The sequence below is a fragment of the Pseudomonas sp. NPDC077186 genome (assembly GCF_044543505.1).
Classification (GTDB): domain Bacteria; phylum Pseudomonadota; class Gammaproteobacteria; order Pseudomonadales; family Pseudomonadaceae; genus Aquipseudomonas.
In genome coordinates, this window is sequence record NZ_JBITWE010000001.1 from 732,278 (window position 1) to 755,236 (window position 22,959).

General features: G+C 53.9%; 22 protein-coding genes and 2 pseudogenes. 9 read left to right on the forward strand and 15 right to left on the reverse strand.

Annotation, left to right across the window (positions count from 1 at the left end; genetic code table 11):
• Window positions 1-13: 13 nt before the first annotated feature.
• Both ACIGKL_RS03325 and ACIGKL_RS03330 read right to left on the reverse strand, forming a co-directional pair.
• The gene (locus ACIGKL_RS03325; protein ID WP_397485284.1) at window positions 14-1,351 is read right to left on the reverse strand and encodes an AAA family ATPase; all 1,338 of its coding nucleotides are present in this window, start codon (window positions 1,349-1,351) and stop codon (window positions 14-16) included.
• A complete protein-coding gene (locus ACIGKL_RS03330) occupies window positions 1,348-2,304 on the reverse strand; it encodes a reverse transcriptase domain-containing protein (RefSeq protein ID WP_397485285.1) in 957 nt (318 codons plus the stop codon). Before ACIGKL_RS03330 ends, ACIGKL_RS03325 begins: the two co-directional genes overlap by 4 nt.
• 429 nt (window positions 2,305-2,733) lie before the next feature.
• On the opposite strand from ACIGKL_RS03330, the pseudogene ACIGKL_RS03335 reads away from it, so the two are divergent.
• Window positions 2,734-3,066 (forward strand): annotated as a pseudogene (locus ACIGKL_RS03335) (DUF4113 domain-containing protein); the annotation flags it as partial.
• 141 nt (window positions 3,067-3,207) lie between these two features.
• Here the strand turns inward: ACIGKL_RS03335 and ACIGKL_RS03340 are convergent.
• The 7 genes from ACIGKL_RS03340 to ACIGKL_RS03370 all read right to left on the reverse strand — a co-directional run bounded on the left by ACIGKL_RS03340 (window position 3,208) and on the right by ACIGKL_RS03370 (window position 7,425).
• Window positions 3,208-3,480 carry a hypothetical protein gene (locus ACIGKL_RS03340; protein WP_397485286.1) on the reverse strand — a complete coding sequence of 91 codons (273 nt, stop codon included), beginning with the start codon at window positions 3,478-3,480 and terminating at the stop codon, window positions 3,208-3,210.
• Window positions 3,481-3,587: 107 nt separating this feature from the next.
• Entirely contained in the window at window positions 3,588-3,869 is a 282-nt protein-coding gene (locus ACIGKL_RS03345; protein ID WP_397485287.1) for a hypothetical protein, read from the reverse strand.
• A gap of 164 nt (window positions 3,870-4,033) precedes the next feature.
• A complete protein-coding gene (locus ACIGKL_RS03350) occupies window positions 4,034-4,267 on the reverse strand; it encodes a hypothetical protein (RefSeq protein WP_125851136.1) in 234 nt (77 codons plus the stop codon).
• Between the two features lie 226 nt (window positions 4,268-4,493).
• Entirely contained in the window at window positions 4,494-5,096 is a 603-nt protein-coding gene (locus ACIGKL_RS03355; protein ID WP_397485288.1) for an AbiEi antitoxin N-terminal domain-containing protein, read from the reverse strand.
• Between the two features lie 14 nt (window positions 5,097-5,110).
• Window positions 5,111-5,374: a BPSL0761 family protein gene (locus tag ACIGKL_RS03360; RefSeq protein ID WP_023083089.1), complete on the reverse strand. Its 264-nt coding sequence runs from the start codon at window positions 5,372-5,374 to the stop codon at window positions 5,111-5,113.
• A 66-nt stretch (window positions 5,375-5,440) separates the two neighbouring features.
• Entirely contained in the window at window positions 5,441-6,841 is a 1,401-nt protein-coding gene (locus ACIGKL_RS03365) for a DEAD/DEAH box helicase (RefSeq protein WP_397485289.1), read from the reverse strand.
• The gene (locus ACIGKL_RS03370; RefSeq protein WP_062832656.1) at window positions 6,838-7,425 is read right to left on the reverse strand and encodes a hypothetical protein; all 588 of its coding nucleotides are present in this window, start codon (window positions 7,423-7,425) and stop codon (window positions 6,838-6,840) included. The genes ACIGKL_RS03365 and ACIGKL_RS03370 overlap by 4 nt, the downstream gene beginning before the upstream one ends.
• Before the next feature lie 101 nt (window positions 7,426-7,526).
• Between ACIGKL_RS03370 and ACIGKL_RS03375 the strand changes: the two genes are divergently transcribed.
• From ACIGKL_RS03375 to ACIGKL_RS03395, 5 genes are all read left to right on the forward strand, one after another.
• A complete protein-coding gene (locus ACIGKL_RS03375; protein WP_397485290.1) occupies window positions 7,527-7,748 on the forward strand; it encodes a helix-turn-helix domain-containing protein in 222 nt (73 codons plus the stop codon).
• Window positions 7,749-8,094: 346 nt separating this feature from the next.
• A complete protein-coding gene (locus ACIGKL_RS03380) occupies window positions 8,095-10,875 on the forward strand; it encodes a class I SAM-dependent DNA methyltransferase (RefSeq protein WP_397485291.1) in 2,781 nt (926 codons plus the stop codon).
• Window positions 10,872-11,000: a hypothetical protein gene (locus ACIGKL_RS03385; protein ID WP_257648654.1), complete on the forward strand. Its 129-nt coding sequence runs from the start codon at window positions 10,872-10,874 to the stop codon at window positions 10,998-11,000. The genes ACIGKL_RS03380 and ACIGKL_RS03385 overlap by 4 nt, the downstream gene beginning before the upstream one ends.
• Window positions 10,954-13,104, forward strand: a complete 2,151-nt coding sequence (locus ACIGKL_RS03390) for a DEAD/DEAH box helicase (protein ID WP_397486241.1) — start codon at window positions 10,954-10,956, stop codon at window positions 13,102-13,104. The genes ACIGKL_RS03385 and ACIGKL_RS03390 overlap by 47 nt, the downstream gene beginning before the upstream one ends.
• Window positions 13,097-14,305 (forward strand): GIY-YIG nuclease family protein, encoded by a 1,209-nt coding sequence (locus ACIGKL_RS03395; RefSeq protein ID WP_397485292.1) that lies wholly within the window; start codon window positions 13,097-13,099, stop codon window positions 14,303-14,305. Before ACIGKL_RS03390 ends, ACIGKL_RS03395 begins: the two co-directional genes overlap by 8 nt.
• Window positions 14,306-14,408: 103 nt before the next feature.
• Here ACIGKL_RS03395 and ACIGKL_RS03400 read toward each other — a convergent pair whose 3' ends face one another.
• The 5 genes and pseudogenes from ACIGKL_RS03400 to ACIGKL_RS03420 form a co-directional block, all read right to left on the reverse strand.
• Window positions 14,409-14,819, reverse strand: coding sequence for a hypothetical protein (locus ACIGKL_RS03400; RefSeq protein WP_268128026.1), 411 nt, complete (start codon window positions 14,817-14,819; stop codon window positions 14,409-14,411).
• A 1-nt stretch (window position 14,820) separates the two neighbouring features.
• Window positions 14,821-17,148 carry a hypothetical protein gene (locus tag ACIGKL_RS03405; RefSeq protein WP_397485293.1) on the reverse strand — a complete coding sequence of 776 codons (2,328 nt, stop codon included), beginning with the start codon at window positions 17,146-17,148 and terminating at the stop codon, window positions 14,821-14,823.
• The gene (locus ACIGKL_RS03410) at window positions 17,111-18,763 is read right to left on the reverse strand and encodes a hypothetical protein (RefSeq protein WP_397485294.1); all 1,653 of its coding nucleotides are present in this window, start codon (window positions 18,761-18,763) and stop codon (window positions 17,111-17,113) included. The genes ACIGKL_RS03405 and ACIGKL_RS03410 overlap by 38 nt, the downstream gene beginning before the upstream one ends.
• Entirely contained in the window at window positions 18,760-19,959 is a 1,200-nt protein-coding gene (locus tag ACIGKL_RS03415; protein WP_397485295.1) for a site-specific integrase, read from the reverse strand. Before ACIGKL_RS03415 ends, ACIGKL_RS03410 begins: the two co-directional genes overlap by 4 nt.
• A gap of 203 nt (window positions 19,960-20,162) precedes the next feature.
• Window positions 20,163-20,291: pseudogene (locus ACIGKL_RS03420) on the reverse strand (tRNA 2-thiocytidine(32) synthetase TtcA); the annotation flags it as partial.
• 99 nt (window positions 20,292-20,390) lie between these two features.
• On the opposite strand from ACIGKL_RS03420, the gene ACIGKL_RS03425 reads away from it, so the two are divergent.
• The 3 genes from ACIGKL_RS03425 (at window position 20,391) to ACIGKL_RS03435 (ending at window position 22,336) form a co-directional block, all read left to right on the forward strand.
• On the forward strand, window positions 20,391-20,987 hold the full coding sequence (locus tag ACIGKL_RS03425; protein ID WP_397485296.1) for a DNA-J related domain-containing protein: 597 nt from the start codon (window positions 20,391-20,393) through the stop codon (window positions 20,985-20,987).
• Between the two features lie 166 nt (window positions 20,988-21,153).
• Window positions 21,154-21,753 carry a Yip1 family protein gene (locus ACIGKL_RS03430; RefSeq protein WP_397485297.1) on the forward strand — a complete coding sequence of 200 codons (600 nt, stop codon included), beginning with the start codon at window positions 21,154-21,156 and terminating at the stop codon, window positions 21,751-21,753.
• Window positions 21,754-21,841: 88 nt separating this feature from the next.
• Window positions 21,842-22,336 (forward strand): SprT family zinc-dependent metalloprotease, encoded by a 495-nt coding sequence (locus ACIGKL_RS03435; RefSeq protein WP_397485298.1) that lies wholly within the window; start codon window positions 21,842-21,844, stop codon window positions 22,334-22,336.
• 91 nt (window positions 22,337-22,427) lie between these two features.
• Here the strand turns inward: ACIGKL_RS03435 and ACIGKL_RS03440 are convergent, their stop codons facing one another.
• The gene (locus ACIGKL_RS03440; RefSeq protein ID WP_397485299.1) at window positions 22,428-22,934 is read right to left on the reverse strand and encodes an O-acetyl-ADP-ribose deacetylase; all 507 of its coding nucleotides are present in this window, start codon (window positions 22,932-22,934) and stop codon (window positions 22,428-22,430) included.
• Window positions 22,935-22,959: the final 25 nt, after the last annotated feature.

Sequence of the window (22,959 nt, forward strand, 5' to 3'; positions counted from 1 at the left end):
AAGCGATTCTCGCTCAGGCAGGAGGAGCAAGGAAATTGCGAAGCACGCCGCCTATGGTTTGAAGCGCCTCTTCATTTTTGCTTATCAAATATTCGAAGATCTGTTTCTGCGATGCCAACTTCTTTTGCTGAAGATAGTTGTGGAAGTCCTTGGCGCTTGTGAAATTTTTCCTATCCGTCACAAATGGGAAGTCGTCGTCTGCCTGGCTATATGCGTAGATGGCTTTCTCAACGCTCTCAATGGGTACCATGTGAACACCGGGATGACCGAAGAATTTCTCGTTTTTCTGGTCCCCGTCCAAGATAGCAATTACCTCTTCTGGTGAAGACAAGAACTGCTCATGCACGTTGTGCCCCATTAGTGTGGTTACCTGCGCTCCTCCACCAATGGGGATGATTTTGTAGCGAAAAAAAGTTTGAGGGCAGTATTTTTCTATTACGGCTTGAATAAAACCAAGCAGCACTTGGTCTTCCGTCAGAATGTATTTGTCCCATCCTAAGAATCCGAAAAGGCGCGCTTTCGCGAAGCTGTAGGACGTTGGGCTTATGGAAATATGCCCGCTGCTGTCCTCAATGTAAAATAGCTCGTCCGACCAAAGCTGCTGCATTAGGGCAAGCGAATGTGTTGTAAATAGAATCTTGCGCCCGTACTGACTACAGAAAGTTCTTAGCCACGCCGCTAGATTTGCTTGAGCCGCCGTATCCAGAGAAATATCTATTTCATCAATAACGATGAGCTTTGCAGACCCTTTAATGGTTCGGTAAAGATTTATCAGGAAATATTCACCAGAACTTAGGTAGTCTTCTCGGATGTAGGTTCCGTCGGTCCTGACGACGGCGTAGTAGCTCTTTCCTTTAACGCTCACCTCTACAGTGCTCGAATAACGTGTAGAACCATATATTGCGGCGAGGAAGGAAATTAGCTCCTCGGGATGGGCATGATTGCCAAGTGCAATTGCCCTGCGAATGTCCCGGTCAGCCTCGCTAGCGCTTTTGAAGTAGTTGAAGCGTGTACCGTGGGGCATCGGCAGCTCGGCTGCGATGAGGTCGCGCAGTTCGGGCGGGATAGATCCTCTGCAGTTTAATGATCGAATTTTATCGTCATACGCGAACACTATCTCGACACCGTCTACGGCATAGGTGATACGGCTATTAGGGGAGAACGCGTAGGGTGTTGCAGTCCTGACAAAAGTATCGGCACTAGCTAGGTTGCGCAACGCCCGAACCAAGGTCGTTTTACCAGCGCCGTTTCGCCCTACTAAGCAAACCAGTCCAGGGGTTGATAGATCCAAATCCAATGTGAGACTAGTGACGTGTTGAATCGACTCGAGACTCACTTGGAGGCGATTCATTGAGCAGACCTGTGCAGGAAGCTATCAATGACGGTATTTCCAAACTTCGACCTGAGTTTTTCTAGATAAGCCGGATCGACTGCGTAGGCGTAACTGATAAAGCCACTGAGCCTTTGCAGACCCTCTTCCATTCCCTCGCTTCGCTCCTCTTGGAATATCTTGGCCAATCGGGAGCGGTCTTTTATATAGAAGTAGAGCCAAGACTCCATCTTATTTCTAACGTCACGATCAATGGCAATAGTGCCAGTGGGCAAAATTACAAGCCCTAGTAGCTTCACCTTTCGACCGATTGTAGTCAGCTTGCTTTTGCTCTGATTGAGAATAAAACCATCGCCGAGTTCAGCATTAAGGCAGTTCTCAATTACGTGGCTAGCGTCTTCAATCGCTAGGCGATCTTCCGCTGAGATTATGATGTCATCAGCGTAGCGTGTGTATATCCATTGACGTTCGTTACTAATTACGGCCAGCCGTTTATCGAATCCGAATAAGCAAGCATTACTCAACACGGGGGATGTCGAGTAGCCAATCGGCAGTTTACCGTTGATGGTGAGAAGTCCAATAATGTGCTCAATGTGCTCGGGTAGATCCGAGATAGGGGTTGCGGCTCGATTAAGGACTGACCGTATTAGATCCGAAGTAATGCTGTCGAAGAACCGTTCCAGATCGGTCTGAAAGAAGGCTCGGCTGTGTGCGTGGGGCGCGACAGCTTGTAGAAGCGTTGCTCCTCTACGATAGGCAAACGAGACCGATTGATCGACTGGAAGATAGTCAAGGAGGAAGCCACTGAGAAAGTGGTGGAACTCCTTTAGCGTTGGGGATGGCTTATAAATGGTTCGCCTGTTCCAGCGGACGGGGCTGTAGTGTTCTTCGGGCTTCAGCGCCAAGAACTCTTCGAACCGATACTTCTCGTGATACATGGCATCGAACAGCTGGCGTAGCGGTCGTGGGTTCATGGATCACTTACCTTGAGCTTCTCTTCGCGATTGAGGCGAATCGTAGCCGATTACATCCTGTAAATAGCACATACGAAATGCCCGGTCGGGCGTGAGCCTGCGACCGGGCATGCGTAAGTTGGATAAAACGCCCTACGTACCAGACATTAGACTGGAGCTACTCCTAGTCGCTGGCGTAAAAAAAGCGTATCACGGCTGGGTGTTGATAGGCAAACGACACCTGAGGGTGAAATGCGGCCAGTTAGCTGCATGCCTTAGCGATGGCTCAGGATCATCGGTGTAGTGGATCACAGCCACTGGAGTGGCTAGGCAGACGTACTCCTCCCACAGCAGTTGCAGGGTGACGCCCTTGCGCCGCAGCTCGCGATGTCTGTAAGAACAATCGGGGGCGCGGTAGAGACGGTGGTTACCCACCGCCCCCCGGCAGCATTACCGCATCCGACCGACGATACCAGACTGATAACCAAGGCTGCCTCCAGGGGGCTGGAACTGATCTTCCGGGCCGGCTTTGCATTCAGCAAGGCGGAAATCCTGTTGCTTGATCTGCGCCAGCGTGGCGAGTTCACCGACGACCTGTTCGTCGCGACACCGCCGGTGGCTGCCGAGCGGGTGATGGGGGTGACGGATGCGATCAATGCACGATGGGGGCGTGGAACCATGCGGCCTGCAGGGGTGCCGGCGAATCCGGACTGGGGCATGCGGCGAGAGATGATGAGTCCGAGCTATACGACGCGGATTGATCAGTTATGGACGGTAAAGTAAGAGCTTGAGGCGGCCTACCCTGGAAGATACAGGTGCCGACCAAGAGCTGCCCGAGTGCGAACTGACTCGCTCTAGTCGACTCAAGCGTTCATTGCCCCAGAGCAATCAGCGAGGCTGGACTGACTGGCGGCTGTTGTGGCTCTATGATGAAACCTGCCTGATATCCAACACGACCCAGACCTCATACCCTTTCTCCCGTGCTGCTTTCTCGGCCTCGAGTTGGGCAACGAGAGTACTGATGGAACGGGAGTGGTGCTCGAAGCGGAACGGCGAGCCACCGTTCTTGCGCACGCTCAATTCAACGAGTGTGAAGGTGGAGTGCTGTTTGGGTATGGGCTGCTTCGATTCTGATGGCGCGGGATCGAGACCGAGTGCGCGCCGCATCTCGACTTCAGTGAGTTTTGTGTCAGTCAAGCGAGATCCCTAGACGATTGCGGGGTGACGCCATTGTAGCGAGAAGTCGTGCTGACATGACCTGAGCTCGATGCTGGCGAGCCAGCAACCTCATTTCTACGATACGGCTACGAATCGCCAAAGTAGTCATCACGCTCGACTAGTCCGAATGGGCGTTCCTCGCAGGGCTGCTCATCGCTGAACAGATTCTGGGTGCGGCGCTCCTGCTTCAAAAACGCTAGCGCTGCGAAAAAGCAACTTTCGCATAGATTGACTCGATAGCGTTCGCCATCATGCCCTGCGCCATAGCCCCAGAGCGCCTGGAGCGTCCCGAACTGCTCGCCGTATCCCGGCACCCTCGTAGTGGTAGCGCATACATCGCAAATGGTGTCTTCATGGGGCTCTGTCACCGGGCAGTCCTTGTGCTCGTATAAAGAGGTTAACCGGGGGCACTGCGCAACGGAGCGCCTTCTGCCAATTTTCCAGCCCCGCTGCGTTAGCTAAAGCAGGTCTTCTGTGCCATGCCGGCGGTGGATATGGCAGGTCTTCGACAGATGCGGTTGGCGGTGGTTCGTCATGGTTGTCCGCTGCACGTTTCTTGCGTTGCCGGCGGCGACCACTCCATTCCCTCTTCGAGGATCGGATGGCTTTCACTCACGACGATCAACGGTTTATTCCGATTCACCAGCGCGAACATGGCGATGGAGCCTTCGACATCCGCCACCGGCACCTCTCCCTGTGGGTCAAGCCTGCCAACCCAGACATATTGCCGGGTCTCCAAACATGCAAGGTAATACGAAATACTCATGTTTCCTCCGAATTCGAATCAAGTCTTTTGTTGTGCCAATCCGGAACGGGAGGCGGTACTGCCGCAAACATCAAATATTACCGCCAATGCATTTTTGACCCAGGTGCCGACGCTATTCTGACCCAACCCAGCAGTCTGAAAGCGAAATTCTACAACTCGTTTGGTGATCGAAACTGGATCAATGAAATTCCGGCATGTGGGTGGAAACTGCACCGGCGGCAACAGGTCATGTCAGCTCCAACGCCATGCGCATCCATTTCGGCATTTTGCAGGCCATTAATGTGGTTAGGTCTTCGGGCCTGAGCACCTTCTTGATCGCGGCAATGCATTCCGGGGTCGAGCCGTCTTTACCGAGATAAAATAGTGCGCTGATAGCCGTCCCCACCTCGGTCCCGGCACGCTGCATGACCATTGGCGCCGCATGTACCAGCCGGACCTCACCCTTCCCTATAAAAAATGATCGGCTGGGTCCGCTGGTGTAATAGATCGGAATGAGCGGCATCTGGGTGCTCAGTCCAAACAACCTGACCGCATGAGCGCCATGAATCTGTAGAACATGGCGGTTCTGCCTAGTGATCAAGCTCACTACTTCCCATACATTTGGGCGAACCCGTGCAACGTATCGACTGGATTTCGGGCGCATGTAAATTCCTCGATGCACCCGTTCAAGTTCGCCTTGGCTGACCAGCCGAGCTACCGCCTTGGATATGGCGCCACGCGCTCCAAGCTCCGCAAAGCGGCTGATGCAGAAGGGTTGCCCTTTGGGTAAGCGCTTGACCCGTTGCGCAATGCGGGTGGATACCGACAGAGCAAAATCAGTGCTGGACATTGCGGCTCTCATTTCTATCGCGTGAAGTCCAATGACGAGCTGAACAGCGGCTGATGGAAAGCGATCACCCGCCGTCGATATTCATCATCTGGTGCATCGCTCACCAGGCACTCTTCAAGGCGCCCCAACGAGAGTATCTGGTCGGCCGACGGGTAGTGCCTGAGCAGGCTTTTCGCATAGCTGCGGATATCCTGAGGCAGCTCAGTGTTACGGGCGAGTTCTCGCAGGAACTCTTCGGTCTTGATGACGCTGCGGGTTCTTTCGTGAGGAAGGGTCAATGCGGCTATCTCCTGATTCAGTCAAGCACGTCTGCCGACGCTTGAATTCTGTCCTCCATACAAGCATCAAAAGCAAGCCAGCAACTGTTGCCGGTAGTGCTTGGAAAAGCTGACCAGATGGTTTGGCTCAGCGGCAGAGCCCCCCAGGGATAAGGTGCATGTAGCACCTGCCCCAATTACCTGCGCAATGCCACTTCCATTACTGTCATCCACGACATCGATATTGCCAGCAGCCCCAATCCAGCCAGATATTGAACCTGAAGTGGAGGCTGGCATCCCTATCTCGTTCAGCACTGCCAGGTCATCCGGTAGATCATCTGCAATTCTCTCAGCCAAGCACTGCAGTGTCGGCTCCGCTAACATGAACAGCCACGCCTGATTATCGGGCTCGCCTGTGCGCCGAAGCACTCGCCCCAGCACTTGTCGGAAATGCAGCTCAGTGCGGATGCGACTGAGGTAGCAGCACACCTGGAGTCGAGGAATGTCCGTGCCTTCGCTGATCATTCCAACTGCGATAATCCAACGGCAGGCGCTGTGTCTGAACGCATTGATAACCTGCTGCGCAGCCGGGGTTTTGTTGGTCACGATGCGGCAACCTTCACCCAGGGTTTCCAGGGCTAAGGCAATTTGCTGGGCGTGCTCGATGTCGGTGGCAACCACCAAGCCTGCCGCATCAGGCTTGATCAGGCGAAGCTCATCCAGCTTGCTGCACCCGAGACCGAGTAACTGATCAATCACCTCGTCATGACGCAACAGCTCTTCGTAGGTGACAGGGGACTCCCCCAATAGTTTGGCAATGCTGGGAAACATCCTGACAGTGCTCTCTGTGTCCAGCTCCTCGGTAAGTTTCACCTTCTGGTTGTCGAGCAGGACAATGCGAGGGGAGCGGCACACACCATCAGCAATGGCCTCTTTCAATCCGTAGCGGTAGTCGCAGATCAGGTGCCCCTCGGGCGTCGAGTAGCGGGCCAGGGCAATGGCCCTATCGTCCGAACGCCATGGGGTGCCGGAGAGGGCCAGGGTGAAGGTGGCCCTGTCCTGTACCCGCTGAAGAATCTGTTGGCCCCAGGTGTTGCTCAGGAGTACATCGTGGCCGGCGCAGTGGTGAATCTCGTCAAAAACCGCGAATACACGGTAGTCATCGAGGAGTCGCCAGAACGCCTCATCTCGGTATTCCATGGCTTGATAGGTGAACGCTGCCCCAACTGCGCCGAGTTGGCCATCCAAGCGTCTGCCGAGCACCGCAGCAAAGGACGAGCGAAAGCCCTCGACAACCTGACAGGAGGGAGCGAAGCAGAGCACCAGATCGATCCGGTCCTGCTCAAGCAGCCTGCTGGCCAGCTCTGCCGCCATACGCGTCTTACCGGCACCCGGCGTTGCCTGGCAGAAGAAGTGCGGCGTGGCAGTAAAGTGCTCCAGTGCCGCGTCGATGCAGCGGCGTTGCCAGTTTCGCAGCAGTGTGGTCATCGTGCGGAGGCAAGCGTCTTGAGTGTCTTCTCGATGGCGCGAAGATGGCCCAGCAGGCGCGAGCTTCGGTCTCTAGCTTCCAGGTACTCGCCTTCGACCTTATCCCGGAGATGCGGCATATCATCGAGGAGCAGCTTGTATCGCTCCGCCTCGCCCATCGATGCGAGGAAGTCCAGCCTGATTTCCTTGAGGAGCGCCTCCAGGTGCTGATCCGCATCGACTGATGGTTGCGGCACCGCCGCATTATCGAACGCTGACGGCTCCTGCTCTGGCTCACAAGCAGTCTTATGGCTGTTCTCGAACCCGTTGTCGATCAGCTCCAATTGCAGATGTGCCGGAATCGGCTGCAAGTGGTAGACCTGTCCCCGCGAACGGCGCTCTTCATCGAGCACAACCCAACCCATGCGCAGCATTCGGCGGATCTGCTCATACACATAGCGGCGCACATCACCGATACGGAAAGTCATGCCATCCAGGCGCTTGGCATAGGCATCACGCAGTTCACGCGTCGTGAACCTTGAACGCCCTTCCTCCTGAAGCAGCTCATACAGACGCCTGTCGAAGGTAAACGAGGCCGATTTCATTGAGGCACCAGAAGAAATAGCACGAAAATGCGGATTATAATCCGTGGCCTGTGCGTCCGCAAACGCACGATATTGCCGCCTCAGGTTGAATTGAGACGGTCATGGATAAGTTGGCGAAGGCGTTAGGGGAACGCATCCGAATGCAGAGGAAGGCCTGCCGGATTTCCCAGGACGCATTGGCGCTGGCGTGCAGTCTCGACCGTAGCTATGTAGGCCGGATCGAGCGTGGCGAAGTAAACATCACCGTCGAGAAGCTGTATCGGATCGCAGGCGAGCTCGCTTGCGATCCATCCTGCCTTCTGCCTCAGTTGTCAGAGCTGTAGCTCCGCATCTGATCGAGAGCGGTGTCCAAGAAGGCCTGACCAGATCGGGGCCTAATTTCGCTCTCAGATCAAAACCTGGTCTGCGGCTTTTTCGCACTACAGAAGCGCCTTCCTTTATCATCTCCGGCATCGTGCAGTGGTTAATTTCCCGGTCACTGGCTCAGGGCGCTCGGCTGCCGCTGCCGATTGTATTAGGCATACGTCAATGCTGCTTAGCAGTGCTGAGTTGCCGTTGCAGGCGGCCAACCGACAGAACGGCAGGTACCCGCCGGGATGTAGCCATCACCAAAAATTTAGCGGCTAAAATCGCCGCCTTCGCGCATCCGCGTCTGGATAGTGGTAAACCATGAATGCAGTAGAAATTGAGTCCGCCATTTCGGACCTGGCCCTTGAGCCCTTTGATGCAGCGGAGTTTCCGTTCACCTTCCTGGCTGCATTTGGCAGAAAAGACGCGGAAATCAAACGTCTGCGAGCCGGCAACAACAACGCCTCAGACGTACCCGGCGGCGTACTACTGCGCAATAACATTCATATCGCTGCCTGCGAGCCCGGCACTGTGGGCGAAACGCTCAAGGCGCTGCGCACCAGCTTGGCCACCACAAAAGCCAAAGCCAAGATCATCCTCGCCACCGACGGGCAAACGCTGGAGGCCGAAGAGCTGATCACGGGTGAAACCATCACCTGCAATTACCCGGACCTCCCCAACCACTTCGGTTTCCTGCTGCCGCTGGCCGGTATCTCCACCATCAAGGAGATCAAGGACAACCCCATCGACGTGCGCGCCACCAGCCGCCTGAACAAGCTGTACGTCGAGCTGCTAAACGAGAACCCGGACTGGGCCAAGGCCGAACGCCGCCATGACATGAATCACTTTATGGCGCGGCTGATTTTCTGCTTCTTTGCCGAAGATACCGATATCTTCCGTGGCGATGGTCTGTTTACCAAGACAGTTGAGCAGTTTAGCGAGCGCGACGGTTCAAACACCCACCAGTTGCTGTCGGAAATCTTCCGCGCCATGAACATCAAGCTGGCCGAGCGCGCCACTGCTCAGCCACGCCTGCCCAGCTGGGCCAACACCTTCCCTTATGTGAATGGCGGTTTGTTCTCCGGTAGTACCGAAGTGCCACGCTTCACGCGCATGGCGCGCACTTACCTGCTGCACGCTGGCAAGCTCAACTGGAAAAAAATCAACCCAGACATCTTCGGCAGCATGATCCAGGCCGTAGCCGATGATGAAGAGCGCGGCGCACTGGGCATGCACTACACCAGCGTGCCCAATATCCTCAAGGTGCTGAATCCGCTGTTTCTGGATGACCTTCGGGAGCAACTGGATGCATGCGGTGACAACAAAGCCAAGCTGCTCAATCTGCGCAAGCGTATGGCACGCATCCGCGTATTTGACCCAGCCTGCGGCTCCGGCAACTTTCTAGTCATTGCCTACAAGCAGATGCGTGAGATCGAGGCGGAAATCAATCGTCGCCGGGGCGAAGCCCACAACAAATCCGAAATACCGCTGACTAACTTCCGCGGTATCGAACTCCGCGACTTTCCGGCAGAGATTGCCCGCCTGGCGCTGATCATTGCCGAGTTTCAGTGCGACGTGCTCTATCGAGGCCAGCAGGATGCGTTGGCGGAATTTCTACCGCTGGATGCGCAAAATTGGATCATCTGCGGTAATGCGCTATGGCTGGACTGGCTGAACATCTGTCCTCCTACAGGCACAGCTGTGAAATTACTCGCAGATGACTTGTTCAGTACTCCACTTAATCAGGCGGAGATCGAATTCGCGAACGAAGGTGGAGAAACATATATTTGCGGAAACCCGCCATATGTTGGGACAAAGTACCAAACAAAAGACCAAAAAGACGACATAGCGGCACTATTTAAAAGCGAAGGCATAAATTCCGGAAACCTAGACTACGTTGGCTGCTGGCTCTTAAAGGCGGCGCAGTATGCTTCTAAAGTTGAGAGATTCGCCTTCTCGTTTGTGACAACCTCCAGCTTATTCCAAGGAGAGCAGGCTGAAATAGTCCTCCATACAATCTCTCGCTATAGTCTGAAAATTTACTGGTGTCATCCAAGCTTCATGTGGTCGAACAATGCATCTAATAATGCAGGTGTAACATGCAGTATCGTTGGCTGTGCTCGTGACGGGGCTCGACCTGAGCGATACATATATGGTGATGAGTCTAGGCGCAGAGTTGAGAACATCGGCCCATATCTTGTTCCAATGCCCGACATTGTTGTCTCAAAGCGACAGACTCCATTGTCGCAGGTATCTGCAATGAGTTATGGGAGCATGTCTAACGACAACGGTGAATTCACATTCTCCGATGACAGATACAGAGCCAGCATCAGTGCCAATCCGGAAAATAAGAGTATTTTCAAAGTCGCCGTAGGAGGAGCTGAATTCATCAGGGGGATTGTGCGAAGGAATATATATATCGATGAGGCAACCACATTATCAAGTGCTCAGGAAGAAGAGTTTTCGGGCGTATTTGATCGCGTGCGCAAATATCGCGCAGCAAGCAATCGAGAAGCAACTCGAAAGCTAAGCGCAGTTCCAATGTATTTTGCCGAAAGAAGGCATGCGGCGGCATGTAAGATATTTATACCTCAGGTTCTATCTGAGCGAAGGGAATATGTTACATCGGGGCTGTTAGGTAGTGATGCTCTCGTTATTGCTCCGCACATGCAAATCGTCGGCGGGCACAGTTATGAATTCGCAATTATCAGCAGCAGAATTCATCATGTGTGGATTTCTACAGTATGTGGAAAGCTGAAGACGGACATTCGTTACTCAAACTTGCTCGGCTGGAATACCTTCCCCATACCACTGCTCACCGAGCAGAACAAAATCGATCTGACAGCCTGCGCTGAAGCCATTCTGCTAGCCCGCGAAGCCCATTTTCCCGCCACTATCGCTGACTTGTACGATCCGGACAGCATGCCGGACAACTTGCGTCATGCACACGAACGCAACGATGAAGTGCTGGAGCGTATTTACATTGGTCGTCGCTTCAAAAACGATACCGAGCGACTGGAAAAGCTGTTTGATCTCTACGCCAAGATGACAGCGGGTACATTGGGGGCCGCATCGAAAAAGCCACGAGGGAAAAAGGTATGAGCGATATCCCTGCTAGCCTGACCACCTCCCCTGAAAGCTGCGGCGATTGGTTAGCTGATCTTGAAGGCCGCATCCACAATGCTCAGGCGATGGCACTCTCATGGAGCAAGAATCACAGTGACTAACACTACCAACCCGACCAACAGCTACACAGTGCCGTCGGTATCCATTGCTACCGCGCACACAGGGGCATCCAGCAAGGCCAATCAGCTAGGCATGCGTACCATGCAGGAGCGCGCTTATGCCAAGCGCGGTGAACAGTACTTGCTGATCAAGTCGCCGCCCGCATCTGGCAAGTCCCGCGCCCTGATGTTCATCGCCTTAGACAAGCTCCATAGCCAAGGACTGCAGCAGGCCATCGTCGTAGTGCCGGAGCGCTCCATTGGCGGCAGCTTTGCAGATGAGCCGCTGAGCCAACACGGCTTTTACTGGGACTGGCAAGTAGCCCCACAGTGGAACCTGTGTAATGCACCAGGTATTGATGAACCGCGTGTGGCCAAGTCCAAGGTGGATGCCGTGCGTGCCTTCCTGACCAGCAGCGACAAGGTGCTGGTCTGCACCCATGCCACCTTTCGTTTTGCCGTGGAAGAGTTGGGCATTGACACCTTCGACAACCGCCTAATTGCCATCGACGAGTTCCACCACGTTTCCGCCAACCCGGACAACAAACTGGGTAGCCAACTGAGCGCGTTCATCAGCCGCGACAAGGTGCATCTGGTGGCCATGACCGGCTCGTACTTCCGTGGCGACAGCGAGGCCGTGCTGGCCCCGTCGGACGAGAACAAGTTCGAGACGGTGACATACACCTACTACGAGCAGCTCAACGGCTATCGCTGGCTCAAGTCACTGGATATTGGCTACTTCTTCTACACTGGGAGGTACGTGGATGCGGTCGCTAAGGTGCTGGACCCGGCGCTGAAAACCATCGTCCACATCCCACATCCAGCTGCTCGCGAAAGCCTTAAAGACAAGGAGCGTGAGGTCAATGAGATCATGAGCTCGCTGGGCGATTGGCAGGGTGTCGACTCGGTGACCGGCTTCCACCTGATCAAAGCCAAGGACGGCCGCACGCTGAAAGTGGCCGACCTTGTGGATGACAGCGACCCAGGAAAACGCTCCACAGTGCTAGGCGCACTGAAAGACCCGGCTCAGAAGAACAACCGCGACAACGTGGATGTAATCATCGCCTTGGGCATGGCGAAGGAAGGCTTTGACTGGATCTGGTGTGAGCATGCCCTGACCATCGGCTACCGCTCGAGCCTGACCGAAATCGTGCAGATCATTGGCCGCGCCACGCGCGATGCTGAGGGCAAGGAACGCTCGCGCTTCACCAACCTGATCGCCGAGCCAATGGCTGATCAAGCAGCTGTAGCCGAGGCGGTAAACGATATGCTCAAGGCCATTTCCGCCAGCCTGCTGATGGAACAGGTGCTCGCCCCGCGCTATGAGTTCACCCCGAAAGATACCGGGCCGAAAGAAGGCTTCAATTACGGGCCGGAGGGGTATCAACCCGGTGGCACCAACCTGGGTGTAAATGAAGCCACGGGCCAGTTCCATGTTGAGATTAACGGCCTGACCACACCGCAAAGTACGGAAGCCACGCGCATCTGCAAAGAAGACTTGAACGAAGTGGTGACCAGCTTCCTGCAAGACAAAACCGTCCTGGAGCGCGGCCTGTTCGACAAGGAAAACACCCTGCCGGAAGAGCTGACCCAGCTACGCATGGGCAAGATCGTGCGCGAGCGTTACCCCGACCTGAGCGAGGTTGACCAGGAAGCCATTCGCCAGCACGCCATCGCCGCCATGAACATTACCCAGCAGGCCAAGCTGGCTCTGGCGCAGGCAGATGCAAACGGAAGTGACAACGTGCAGGGCAGTACCGCACTGCTTGATGGCGTGCGCAAGTTCGTAAACGTGCGCGAGCTGGACATAGATCTGATCGACCGTATCAACCCCTTCGATGCGGCCTATGCGGTACTGGCGAAGGCGATGGATGAAAAATCCCTGCGCCAGGTGCAGGCCAGCATTGCGGCCAAGAAGGTGAGCATCCCTGAAGATGAGGCGCGAGAACTGGCTAAGCGTGCCCTGCAGTTTAAGAACGAGCGCGGCCGTCTGCCCGACATCAACTCTGCCGATGCCTGGGAAAAACGCATGGCTGAAGGCGTAGCCGCATTGGCACGCTACCGCGCCCAAGCCAAAGCAGCGCAGGGGGAATCCGCCAATGGCTGATATGAACGATGACGACCTGCTGGATGCGCTGGGGGTAGAAGTTCCCACGCTCAAGACAGCCACTCGAACTCCTCGCGAAGAACGCATCATCGCCGGCTTCGAGGATATTCAGCGTTTCTATCAAACCCACGGCCGCGCCCCACTGCATGGCGAAGGCCGCGACATCTTTGAGCGTTTGTATGCCGTGCGCCTGGATCAGCTGCGCAAGTTGCCGGAGGCGCAAACCCTACTGGCAGGCTGGGATAGTCACGGCCTACTGTCAGGCACTGCGGTCACCACGATTAATGTGGATGACCTGGATGAGGACGCCTTGCTCGCCGAGCTGGGCATCGGCAGTGAGTCCGTCGAGCAGGACGACATCACGGTACTCCGGCATGTGCGCTCCAGTGCGGCAATCAAGGCGGCAGAAGAGATGGCCGCTCGGAACCCCTGTAAAGACTTCGAGAATTTCAAGCCGCTGTTTGATGAAGTGGAAGTAGGCCTCAAGCAAAAGCGCTGGGTGACCAAGCCTTTTGGCAAGAACGCCAGCATTGAGGCTGGAGACTTCTTCATTCTGAGCGGGCTCATTGCCTACGTCGCCGAAGTCGGGGACACCTACAAAACGCCGAATGCGGAGACGAACGGGCGTTTGCGCGTCATCTACTCCAATGAGACGGAAAGTGATCTGTTGCTACGATCCCTACAGCGGGCGCTTTACAAGGACAGTGAGGGGCGTGCCGGATCTCGGCTGATCAAGGTCGACTCAGGCCCACTGTTCAGCGACATCGCCGAGCCGGACGACATAGAAAGCGGCACTATCTATGTGCTGCGCAGCCAGTCTAACCACCCCTTCGTGGCCGAGCACCGCGAGCTGATCCACAAGATCGGCGTGACCGGAGGCCGAGTGGAAACCCGCATCGCAGGCGCAGACAAAGACGCCACCTACCTGCTGGCTGATGTGGAGGTGGTCGCTACTTACAAGCTGCACAACCTGAACCGCACCCGGCTGGAAAACATCTTCCACCGCCTGTTCGGCGCGGCGCAGCTGGACTTGACCATCGAAGACCGCTTCGGCCATCCGGTCAAACCTAGGGAGTGGTTTCTGGTGCCGCTGCATGTGATCAATGAGGCGGTTGAGCGCATTCGAGATGGGTCGATTACCGGTTTTGCGTATGACCCGCAAACAGCTCGCCTAGTCAGCGAAGGGGCAATTAAAGCGTGATGGTCATATCCGGGAGAAAGCAATTCTTCTCTCCTGGATGCCCCCTTGGATTGCACACCAAGCGTGTGCCCAATACGGCATAGTCGAGGAGGTGTACGAATGATTAGCCATTTTGTATCTCTTCAGGTCTTTTCTTGATCAAGGCATAGAGATCAAGGTTGGGAATGGCATTGGCGTTCAAAAGCATCCTCTCAATCATACGCAGTTGCTCTGCATTATTTCTTTTGAGAACCGCAACCTCAGCCTTCAAGTGCTCTATTTGCTCCACAAGCTTTACTTCAGAAGCAGTTATCTTTGTGAGCAGGGAAGGAGTTGTGCCACGAAGTTGAGCTTTTTTATTCTTATAATATGTATTGATACCGACATAAGTGCATAGGGTTTGTCTAGTTGTTTTTATGCCAAGCTCAAGCTCTACCTTAGCGACCAGCGCGTCCCAAGTCAGCTTACCTACCCACTTAGCTAACATAATCTCAATTTTACGCTGTTGCTGAGCTGATATTTTTGGTACTACCACATCACACCTCCCCTTCAGACAGACCGAAAGAGGATAAAAGAGAGCGCAACTCGGGATTAGCATCAGATGCTGTTCTGGCAGTCTTATCTTCAATAATACCCTTCAGGCGAGCCTCAAAATCCGGTAGGGCACACGCGACCTTTGTAATGATCTTGGTATTTAGATCGGTCAAACTGAACTCAGAATTTTTATTTGAGTAACGAATCATCGTTCCGACAGGCTTACTTTTCATCAAATCATTCAGCATGGATAGAATATGGGTATTTCGCGAGTGAATTAGATACCACCGCCTCATCGCCTGGGAGTTTGGTAAGCGTGGATCACACGCTACCGATTCTAATCTCAAAGTTTGAAACGATAAATCTTTCTCAAAAAACTCGATTGTCTTCACATCGCCTGCTATGTGACAAGTCTCCGGACACATGAAGCACTGCGAGACGAAATCGTTCAAATAATTGCAAGGCGTTACATTAAGATTTTGAGTACAAAGACCGGTGGAGGTGACAGATGCCGGCAGGTTGGTGGTTTGTGTAAGTTGATTTTGGGAAACGACTCGAATATCCCGCCTGTCGATATCTGGCGGATTCAATATCGCACTCACACGACTGGCTTTCTCGTCGTGAGTCGTATGAATATAAGTATGGGTTTGCTCGGGATTCTTTCTGCCAGACCAAGCAGTGATAATTTCAACTGGAATGCTACTTAAATCAGCAAGGGTGTTAGATAAGTGCCGCAGACTATGCGGTCGCAGAATTAATTCTGACGAAAATCCGTAATCCTGAAAAATCGATGTCGTGTAGCGCCCCTGGCCGACCAGTCGAGTAAGAACCGAGGCGCCTAGCGAAGCTAATGGCACCACCGCATAGTTTGTCTTTTGAAAAACTTTCCCACCACTTCCGACACTCTCGGGCGCACCATAAAGCCAACTCCCCAAGAAGCAGAACATGGCATCCTTAAGCTTGATACTTGATTCTCCGCTTGAAAATGAGAGTGGAAATTCCGGCAAAATTGATGTCCTATAGAAAGCAATCCACCACTCCTGCACTTCTTCAACCGAAACGACAGACTTATCGGAAAAAACTTTTGGCATATTGGCGTACCCGAACAAGTGGGGTAATCCTGCTAAAGCTGCACTTCTTGTTTGCGACACGGACAACTGATCTTTAGGCCGCAATGAATAAATCGGTTTTTTTTCGAAAAAATGGCCTCTTTGACTTTTATAGGTGGAAGTCAGATCAACTCCTTCCTTAAGGATCGGAACGCAATCATTAGCCCCATAGAACCCTAATGCATAACCCAATGTGAAAAGATTGGGCCGCTGGGCTAAATTTAAATTCCTCTTTAGTTCTGGCGCTATCTCGAACCCACCAAGCAACGCTTTCAAGCTTTGGTCCGGGTTCTCGTAGAATCGACATAGAATTCTCGCTGGCTCGCATGCTTTGTAAAAGAAGTTCATGGCTTTCTTTATCGGATCAGCGAGCACCGCAAGTATGTGGTTCTTGTTGTTCCCGTAGCCTTTACTTCCAATCCAGTCGAGGTAATAAACTGGCTCTCCATTGCTTTCAGAGTAACAATGCAGTCTTTGTTTAGGAAGAACAGGTATTTCCGCAGAAGTTCGATTAGGCGACGCCAGCGACAGCGTTCCAAAAGTCACTACTAAGGCATCATGGATTTTTATCTCTTTACCAGGGCGCAGCGAGCCATGTTCATCCACATACTCAAATACAGTAGAGAAGATGTCGGCTAGCGCAAGCACTGCTTGGATATCTGGAAGTTTCTCCAGCGTATTGTCAAACGTGGCATGTCCCGTCCTGTCTCTGCTGTCGCTGCCCTTCAGGTTGACCTTTCGCATCACCCCCTTTTCAGCGCAGAACGCGAGAAACGGCCGCAAGCGGTCAGCTGAACGCGCCCCCAAATTAAGACTGGTGATTGTGCACTCTGATTGCTCATAGAGATCACCATCCATGAGTGACAACAATTTCCTAGCTACCGACGTCCGAATTTTTTTCTCGTTGACGGAAAGTGGTGTGTTCGTTGTTTCTATGATCCACACTTTTATCAGGTGGTCATAGGGGTAAGGAAGGGCGTATATGGGATGGTTGCCGGCGTTGCCTTTGCCCTTACGCCCATGTACACCACACAAGAATCTGGTTCGGCGGCCAGTATTGGGGTCCACGTGATACCAGACCAAATCATCAAACTCCGCCTTCTTGCCGCCATGTCCTTCAAATTGCGCTAGCTCGGCTTCGCGATATTCGTTGATGAGCCGCTCCAATCGGCCAAGGTATTTGTTAAGCATTGATTGTGCGCTGCCTTGCGAGTTCTTCATCGCAAACCATTATTGTCTGCTTCACCCAAACAATCTGTCTCTCCAGTTTTTCAATACTTCGGGCGTAAATAGGACTAACTAGGGAGTTGCGGTTTGCAGCAAGCTTGCCCTCTGCATCAGCCAATACCGACCTGTGATCAGCTTCTAGCATCGGACGAAAGTTTGGGCACCCATAACACCCCAATGGTCTCCCTAAAACAGTTGAACAGGTCGCGCAGGAATGCTTGTTGAGTGCCCCACCAACAGGGTTGAACTTATTGTCGACAATGACCTCATCGCCTTCCGGAACGACAGTTAAGGTATGGCTAAAAGCCTTCTTTAGAAACTCATTTCCGATATACTTTGTGTCAATCTCTCTCCTAGATACATAATCCAAATCTATGTAATGCCTTGCAGCCGGCACGGTGACACCTGTCATCTTGGCCAATTGAACGGCGGGCAGACCATTTTGAGCACCGCGAGTTAATACGGTGTGACGAATTCTATTGGAAGTAGCCATACATTCGACAGTTCGATCAGAGGCAACCGGAACCCATCTCATGGCGTGTGCAACTGCAGTCTCCGATATGTGGTAGGCAGTAGACTTTGGCGTAAACATGCTTTTGAACAAATCTAAAGAGTCAAATCGCACTTTAAAAAAATCAACCGCTGGAAACATAGGCATATCATTCATGAGGCTCAAGAGTTCAGATTGATCCACTTGAATCTCTGCTGAGTCCATCACTAGTCTGAGCCCTTCCAATACCACCCGTTTATAGTCTATAAGAACCCCTGAGATATATTCGGAAAGATGTATTGGATAGCGCTCGGGCCGCTCCCTTGAGAATTGTGCGCCCTTAGACTTAGCCATGAACACTCTAAGCTGCAATGTTTGCCCCCCTACCGTGCCGATTTCGTCCACAGGAAGAATTCCCGCGTCGCGAAAACTCGCACCCGAGGGGATCAAATCAGACCATTTCAATAGCGCAATTTGAATTGGCCGCCTTACGATGGAGAGCAACAACTTGTTAGTGACTATATTTCTGAGCCGCGCATATAGCCTCGGCGACTGAAAAAACAAAAGATCCCGACTGGCGCCCCAGTCGAACTCTTGTATATTTTCATTGATCTGCCTGGCTAACGAGTCAAACTCAATATCGCTTAGTGCCCCAATGGAAGGATCAAGAGTATTGTCTTTACCCTTGTCCAAATGTGTCCGCGTATACTTGTGATATTCTTCATACCGTGTATTACCTTGCCTAGAGAGCGTCCCAAAGAACTGATTGAGCCCCTTCTTATTGTTTGTCTGCAGCCCACTCCATATAGATTTAACTCTGGCTAAGGACGGAATGCCATTCAACATAAATGGCTTTACATTGCAAACGATACCTGACGCCGTACTCGCAGCCTTGGTTCGCACGTAGTCTACAAATACACTCAGAATTAATTTTTTATCATCATCTGGCATGTTAGACGAATGAACCCAGTCAACGCACAACCGTTTTCCTTTTCCATTATTCGGCAGTAATATCCATACATCCTCCGAGGTATTTACCATCAGGCCAGATTTGGCCGTAATCCATGAGCCTTCATTAGTCAGAGACTTAAAAACTTCCCGCCTCTTCTCGCGAGTCATTTTTGCGGATCCACTCTTTTTTGATGCGCCATTGATATCTCTCTCGTCTTCAGCGCAATTCGCTTTTCATTATATCGTCTGTTCTGAGTCGTATTTTGCGACCAGCCCATGGCATATTTTCTAGCATCCTCAAGCAAAGCCGGATTGACCCCAAGCGACTCCCCTTTCTTATCAAAAATTTCATTCCATTTGTGGCGCAACAAATGAGGATGGACATGAAAGCCCAGCGATCTAGAGAGCTTTTGAAATATTGCATTTATTGCCTTTAAAGAAAGAGGCTGACCCGCAGTGCCTTTAGAGTCATTTTCGCTGACAAACACGAAGTCATGGAATTGCGCACGAGGAAAGACAATACGAACGTTGTCAATATAGAACTTAACCTTTTCCAAAAAACCTGGATCAACCGAGGCGAAGTGTGCTTTTGTCTTTTGATTGGGTTTTTCAGAGCGCGGATCTGTTGGATCATTTGCAGATCGATAAATAGCTAGCTGATCGTTAGTGCCATGAAATAGACAGTCAGAAATCTTCAATTTTGCCAGCGCACCTCTTCTGATGCCGCTTAGGACTAGCAAATTGACGATCAAGTAATTCCTCACCCTAGATGCTTTAAAGGGATTATTAGGAGAGGACGGCATCACCATCTCTAAAAACTTTACGAAAACGTCATCCGGGATCACCGATTCCTCAGGATCGCCGACATGTTGCCCTCCATTCTTGCCAAGGGCATCTTCATCTAACCTAATTTTTGAAATAAGCTCATTAAATTTATTTTTTGTTTTTTCGTCAGCATCTTGCACTTCGTGAAACTCATCGAACAGCCATAAAAGAAATTGTCGAAGTCGTCTGATGCGACCTTGAAAGGTTTCGCTAGCGACCTTTGTCATCCCTTTCTGATTGGCAACAATGATGTTCCTTAGATGTTTATCATTTATATCTAGAAATCTTATATTTATAGCTTCATCACCAGAACCCTTACTTAAGCAGCACCTGTCATAGAACTGCATGTACTCCATCTGGGATATAAAAATGCCCGATGCAACTCGTTCGGGTAGGTCAATATTTTTTTCCGAAAAGTACTGCAGCACGAACAGCAGTTCATTTGCGTACCTAAATCTCGTATTGGCCGATTTAGCAGATAAAGCGCCATTGAGATAGCAGGAAACATACGGATCAATAGGGCAATCCGCTTCGTCCACTATCGACACGAAGGGCAACGAATTGAATTGGTATCGTTTGACTTTCATGATTGACAAAAAAGCTAGTCCAATAACCGATTTAGTTACAGACTAGCCCACAAATGAGTTCTGTCAAACGAGAGGAAAGAACAAACGACAGAAGGCGGGGCTTACAGGCAATGTCTACAGGTTTATAGGCTTTACAAATATTTTTTTGGTTATAATTTGCCGCCGGACAGGCAGACCATCACCTTGTCGCCATCCTCGATCATGTTGAAGTCGGTGATGGCCTCGCCGGCCAGGCGGCGAATGCGCTTCTGCAGTTTGTTCTGGTTGACCGAAAGGGTGCCCATGGTGCGTCGGAATCCGGGGGTAGGAACGAAAGCGCGACATTTTACGCACAATGGGCCTCGCGCCCTACCCCAGCGGCGGCGAAATGCTAGGCTCGGCCGATGAACGATGACCTCGACCCCGCCCTGGATCTGGCCGACCAGGTGCTCGAACTGCTGCTCGCCGCGCCCGACGGCCTGGCCGAATACCAGTTGATCCAGCAACTCAAGCAACGTCACAGCGGGCATATTCCCAACTTGCCGCTGACCGACAAGCTGGTGCTGTTTCGCACCCATTTCCTCCTGTTCAACGCCCTGTATCGCCTGCGCGAGCGGCTCTGGCAGGAGCGCCGTCACCTGCTGCAGATCGCCCCGCTGTGCATCCGCCTGCAGCCCTACCAGGCCGGCAGCGCGGCGCTCAGCGAGCGCGACGGGCTGCGCGACTACTACCTGGACATGAGCAACCTGCGCGATACCGACGAACGCGACGTCGAGCGCCTGCTGGCCAGCTTCTGGACCCGCATGCAGGGCGGCGAGGAAAAACAGGCGGCGCTGGCGCTGTTCGAACTGGACGCTGCCGGCACGCCCCTCGATCTGGCCAGCATCAAGCGGCGCTACCGCCAACTGGTCAGCCAGCACCACCCGGATCGCGGCGGCAGCACAGAGCGGTTGCAGTCGATCAACAAGGCCATGGAAATTCTAGAGCGCTATTACAACTGACCGGCAGAGAGCAATTCGCTCTAAAGCCAGATACCACGCGCCCTTCAGGCCCTGCCTATACTGCGACATACGGTCGCATAGGTTCGGCCTGGCACCCGGTGGCGCTGTACACGCGCGCCGGGCGTCCGCTGGGGGGCGATCGTCATAAAAAGAGGAGGTGTCTGGCATGATCCACCACGTTTGGGGGCTCTTCACCCATCCCGACCAAGAATGGCAAGAAATCCGTGGCGAGGAAGAAACCATCAGCCACATGTACCTGACCCATGTCCTGCTGCTCGCCGCCATCCCGGCGGTCTCGGCCTTTATCGGCACCACCCAGGTGGGCTGGTCGATCGGCGACCGAGCGCCGGTGATGCTCACCGAAGGCAGCGCCCTGAGCATGACCATCATGTCCTACCTGGCGATGCTCGCCGGCGTCGCGGTGATGGGCGCCTTCATCCACTGGATGGCGCGCACCTACGACGCCAACCCGAGCCTGACCCAGTGCGTGGTGTTCGCGGCCTACACCGCCACCCCGCTGTTTATCGGCGGCCTGGCGGCGCTCTACCCGCACCTGTGGCTGGCGATGGTGGTCGGCACGGTGGCCATCTGTTACACGGTGTACCTGCTCTACGTCGGCATCCCGACCTTCATGAACATCCCCGAGGACGAGGGGTTCATGTTCTCCAGTTCGGTGCTGGCGGTAGGCCTGGTGGTGCTGGTGGCGATGATCGCCACCTCGGTGATCCTCTGGGGCCTGGGCGTCGGCCCGGTCTACACCAGCTGAGGGCAATGGCGAATCGACGAAACCACCTGCGGGTGGTTTCGTCGTTTATGGGCTGCCGTAACCCGTGCGGTTAGGCATAATCGCCGCCATGCCCGAACAGCTCCACGCCCGCGTCGAGGCCTGCTACCAGCTGGCCGAAACCTTCTTCAAGCAACGCTTCGCTCGCCCCGAGATCAGCTTCAAGCTGCGTGGGCAGAAGGCCGGCGTCGCCCATCTGACGGAAAACAAGCTGCGCTTCAACCTGCAGCTGTATCGCGACAACCGCGAGGACTTCCTGCAGCAGACCGTGGCCCACGAGGTGGCCCACCTGATCGCCCACCAGCTGTTCGGCCCGCGCATCCAGCCCCACGGCGAGGAATGGCAACTGATCATGCGCGGGGTCTACGAACTGCCGCCGCACCGTTGCCACAACTACGACGTGCAGCGGCGCAAGGTCAGCCGCTTTATCTACCGCTGCAGCTGCCCCGACGGCGAATTCCCCTTCTCCGCCCAGCGCCACGCCCTGGTGGCCAAGGGCCGGCGCTACTACTGCCGACGCTGCAAGGTGACCCTGCAGTTCACCGGCCAGCAGCGGGTGGAGTGATAGGTTGATCGCCAATGCCCGCGTAGGGCGGACATGCCGAAGGCTTGTCCGCCACCTGGCATACAGCGACGGACAAGGGTCCCGGCGCACCCTACGCAAGCAAATCCCGATACCGCGCCAGATCGGCGGCGGAAAAGCAGCAGAACAGCACGCGCTCGATTCTCGGCAGGTGGGCGACTTCCTCGCGTACCGTCGCCACCGCGATGGCGGCCGCCTGCTCGGCGGGATAGCCGTAGATGCCGGTGCTGATGGCCGGAAAGGCGATGCTGCGCAGCTGGTGCTCGGCGGCCAGGCGCAGCGCGTTGCGATAGCAGCTGGCCAATAGCTGCGCCTCGCCCTGGTCGCCGCCGTGCCAGACCGGCCCCACGGTGTGGATCACGCAGCGCGCCGGCAGCGCGAAACCCGGCGTCAGCCGCGCCTCGCCGGTGGGACAACCGCCCAGCGGCCGACAGGCCTCCAGCAGCCGCGGCCCGGAGGCGCGGTGAATGGCGCCGTCCACCCCGCCGCCGCCGAGCAGCGAGCTGTTGGCGGCGTTGACTATGGCGTCGACGTCCAGCGTGGCGATATCGGCCTGGATCGCTTCGAGCGTGGCGGTCATGGGACTGGCCCTCCCGCTTCAGCAT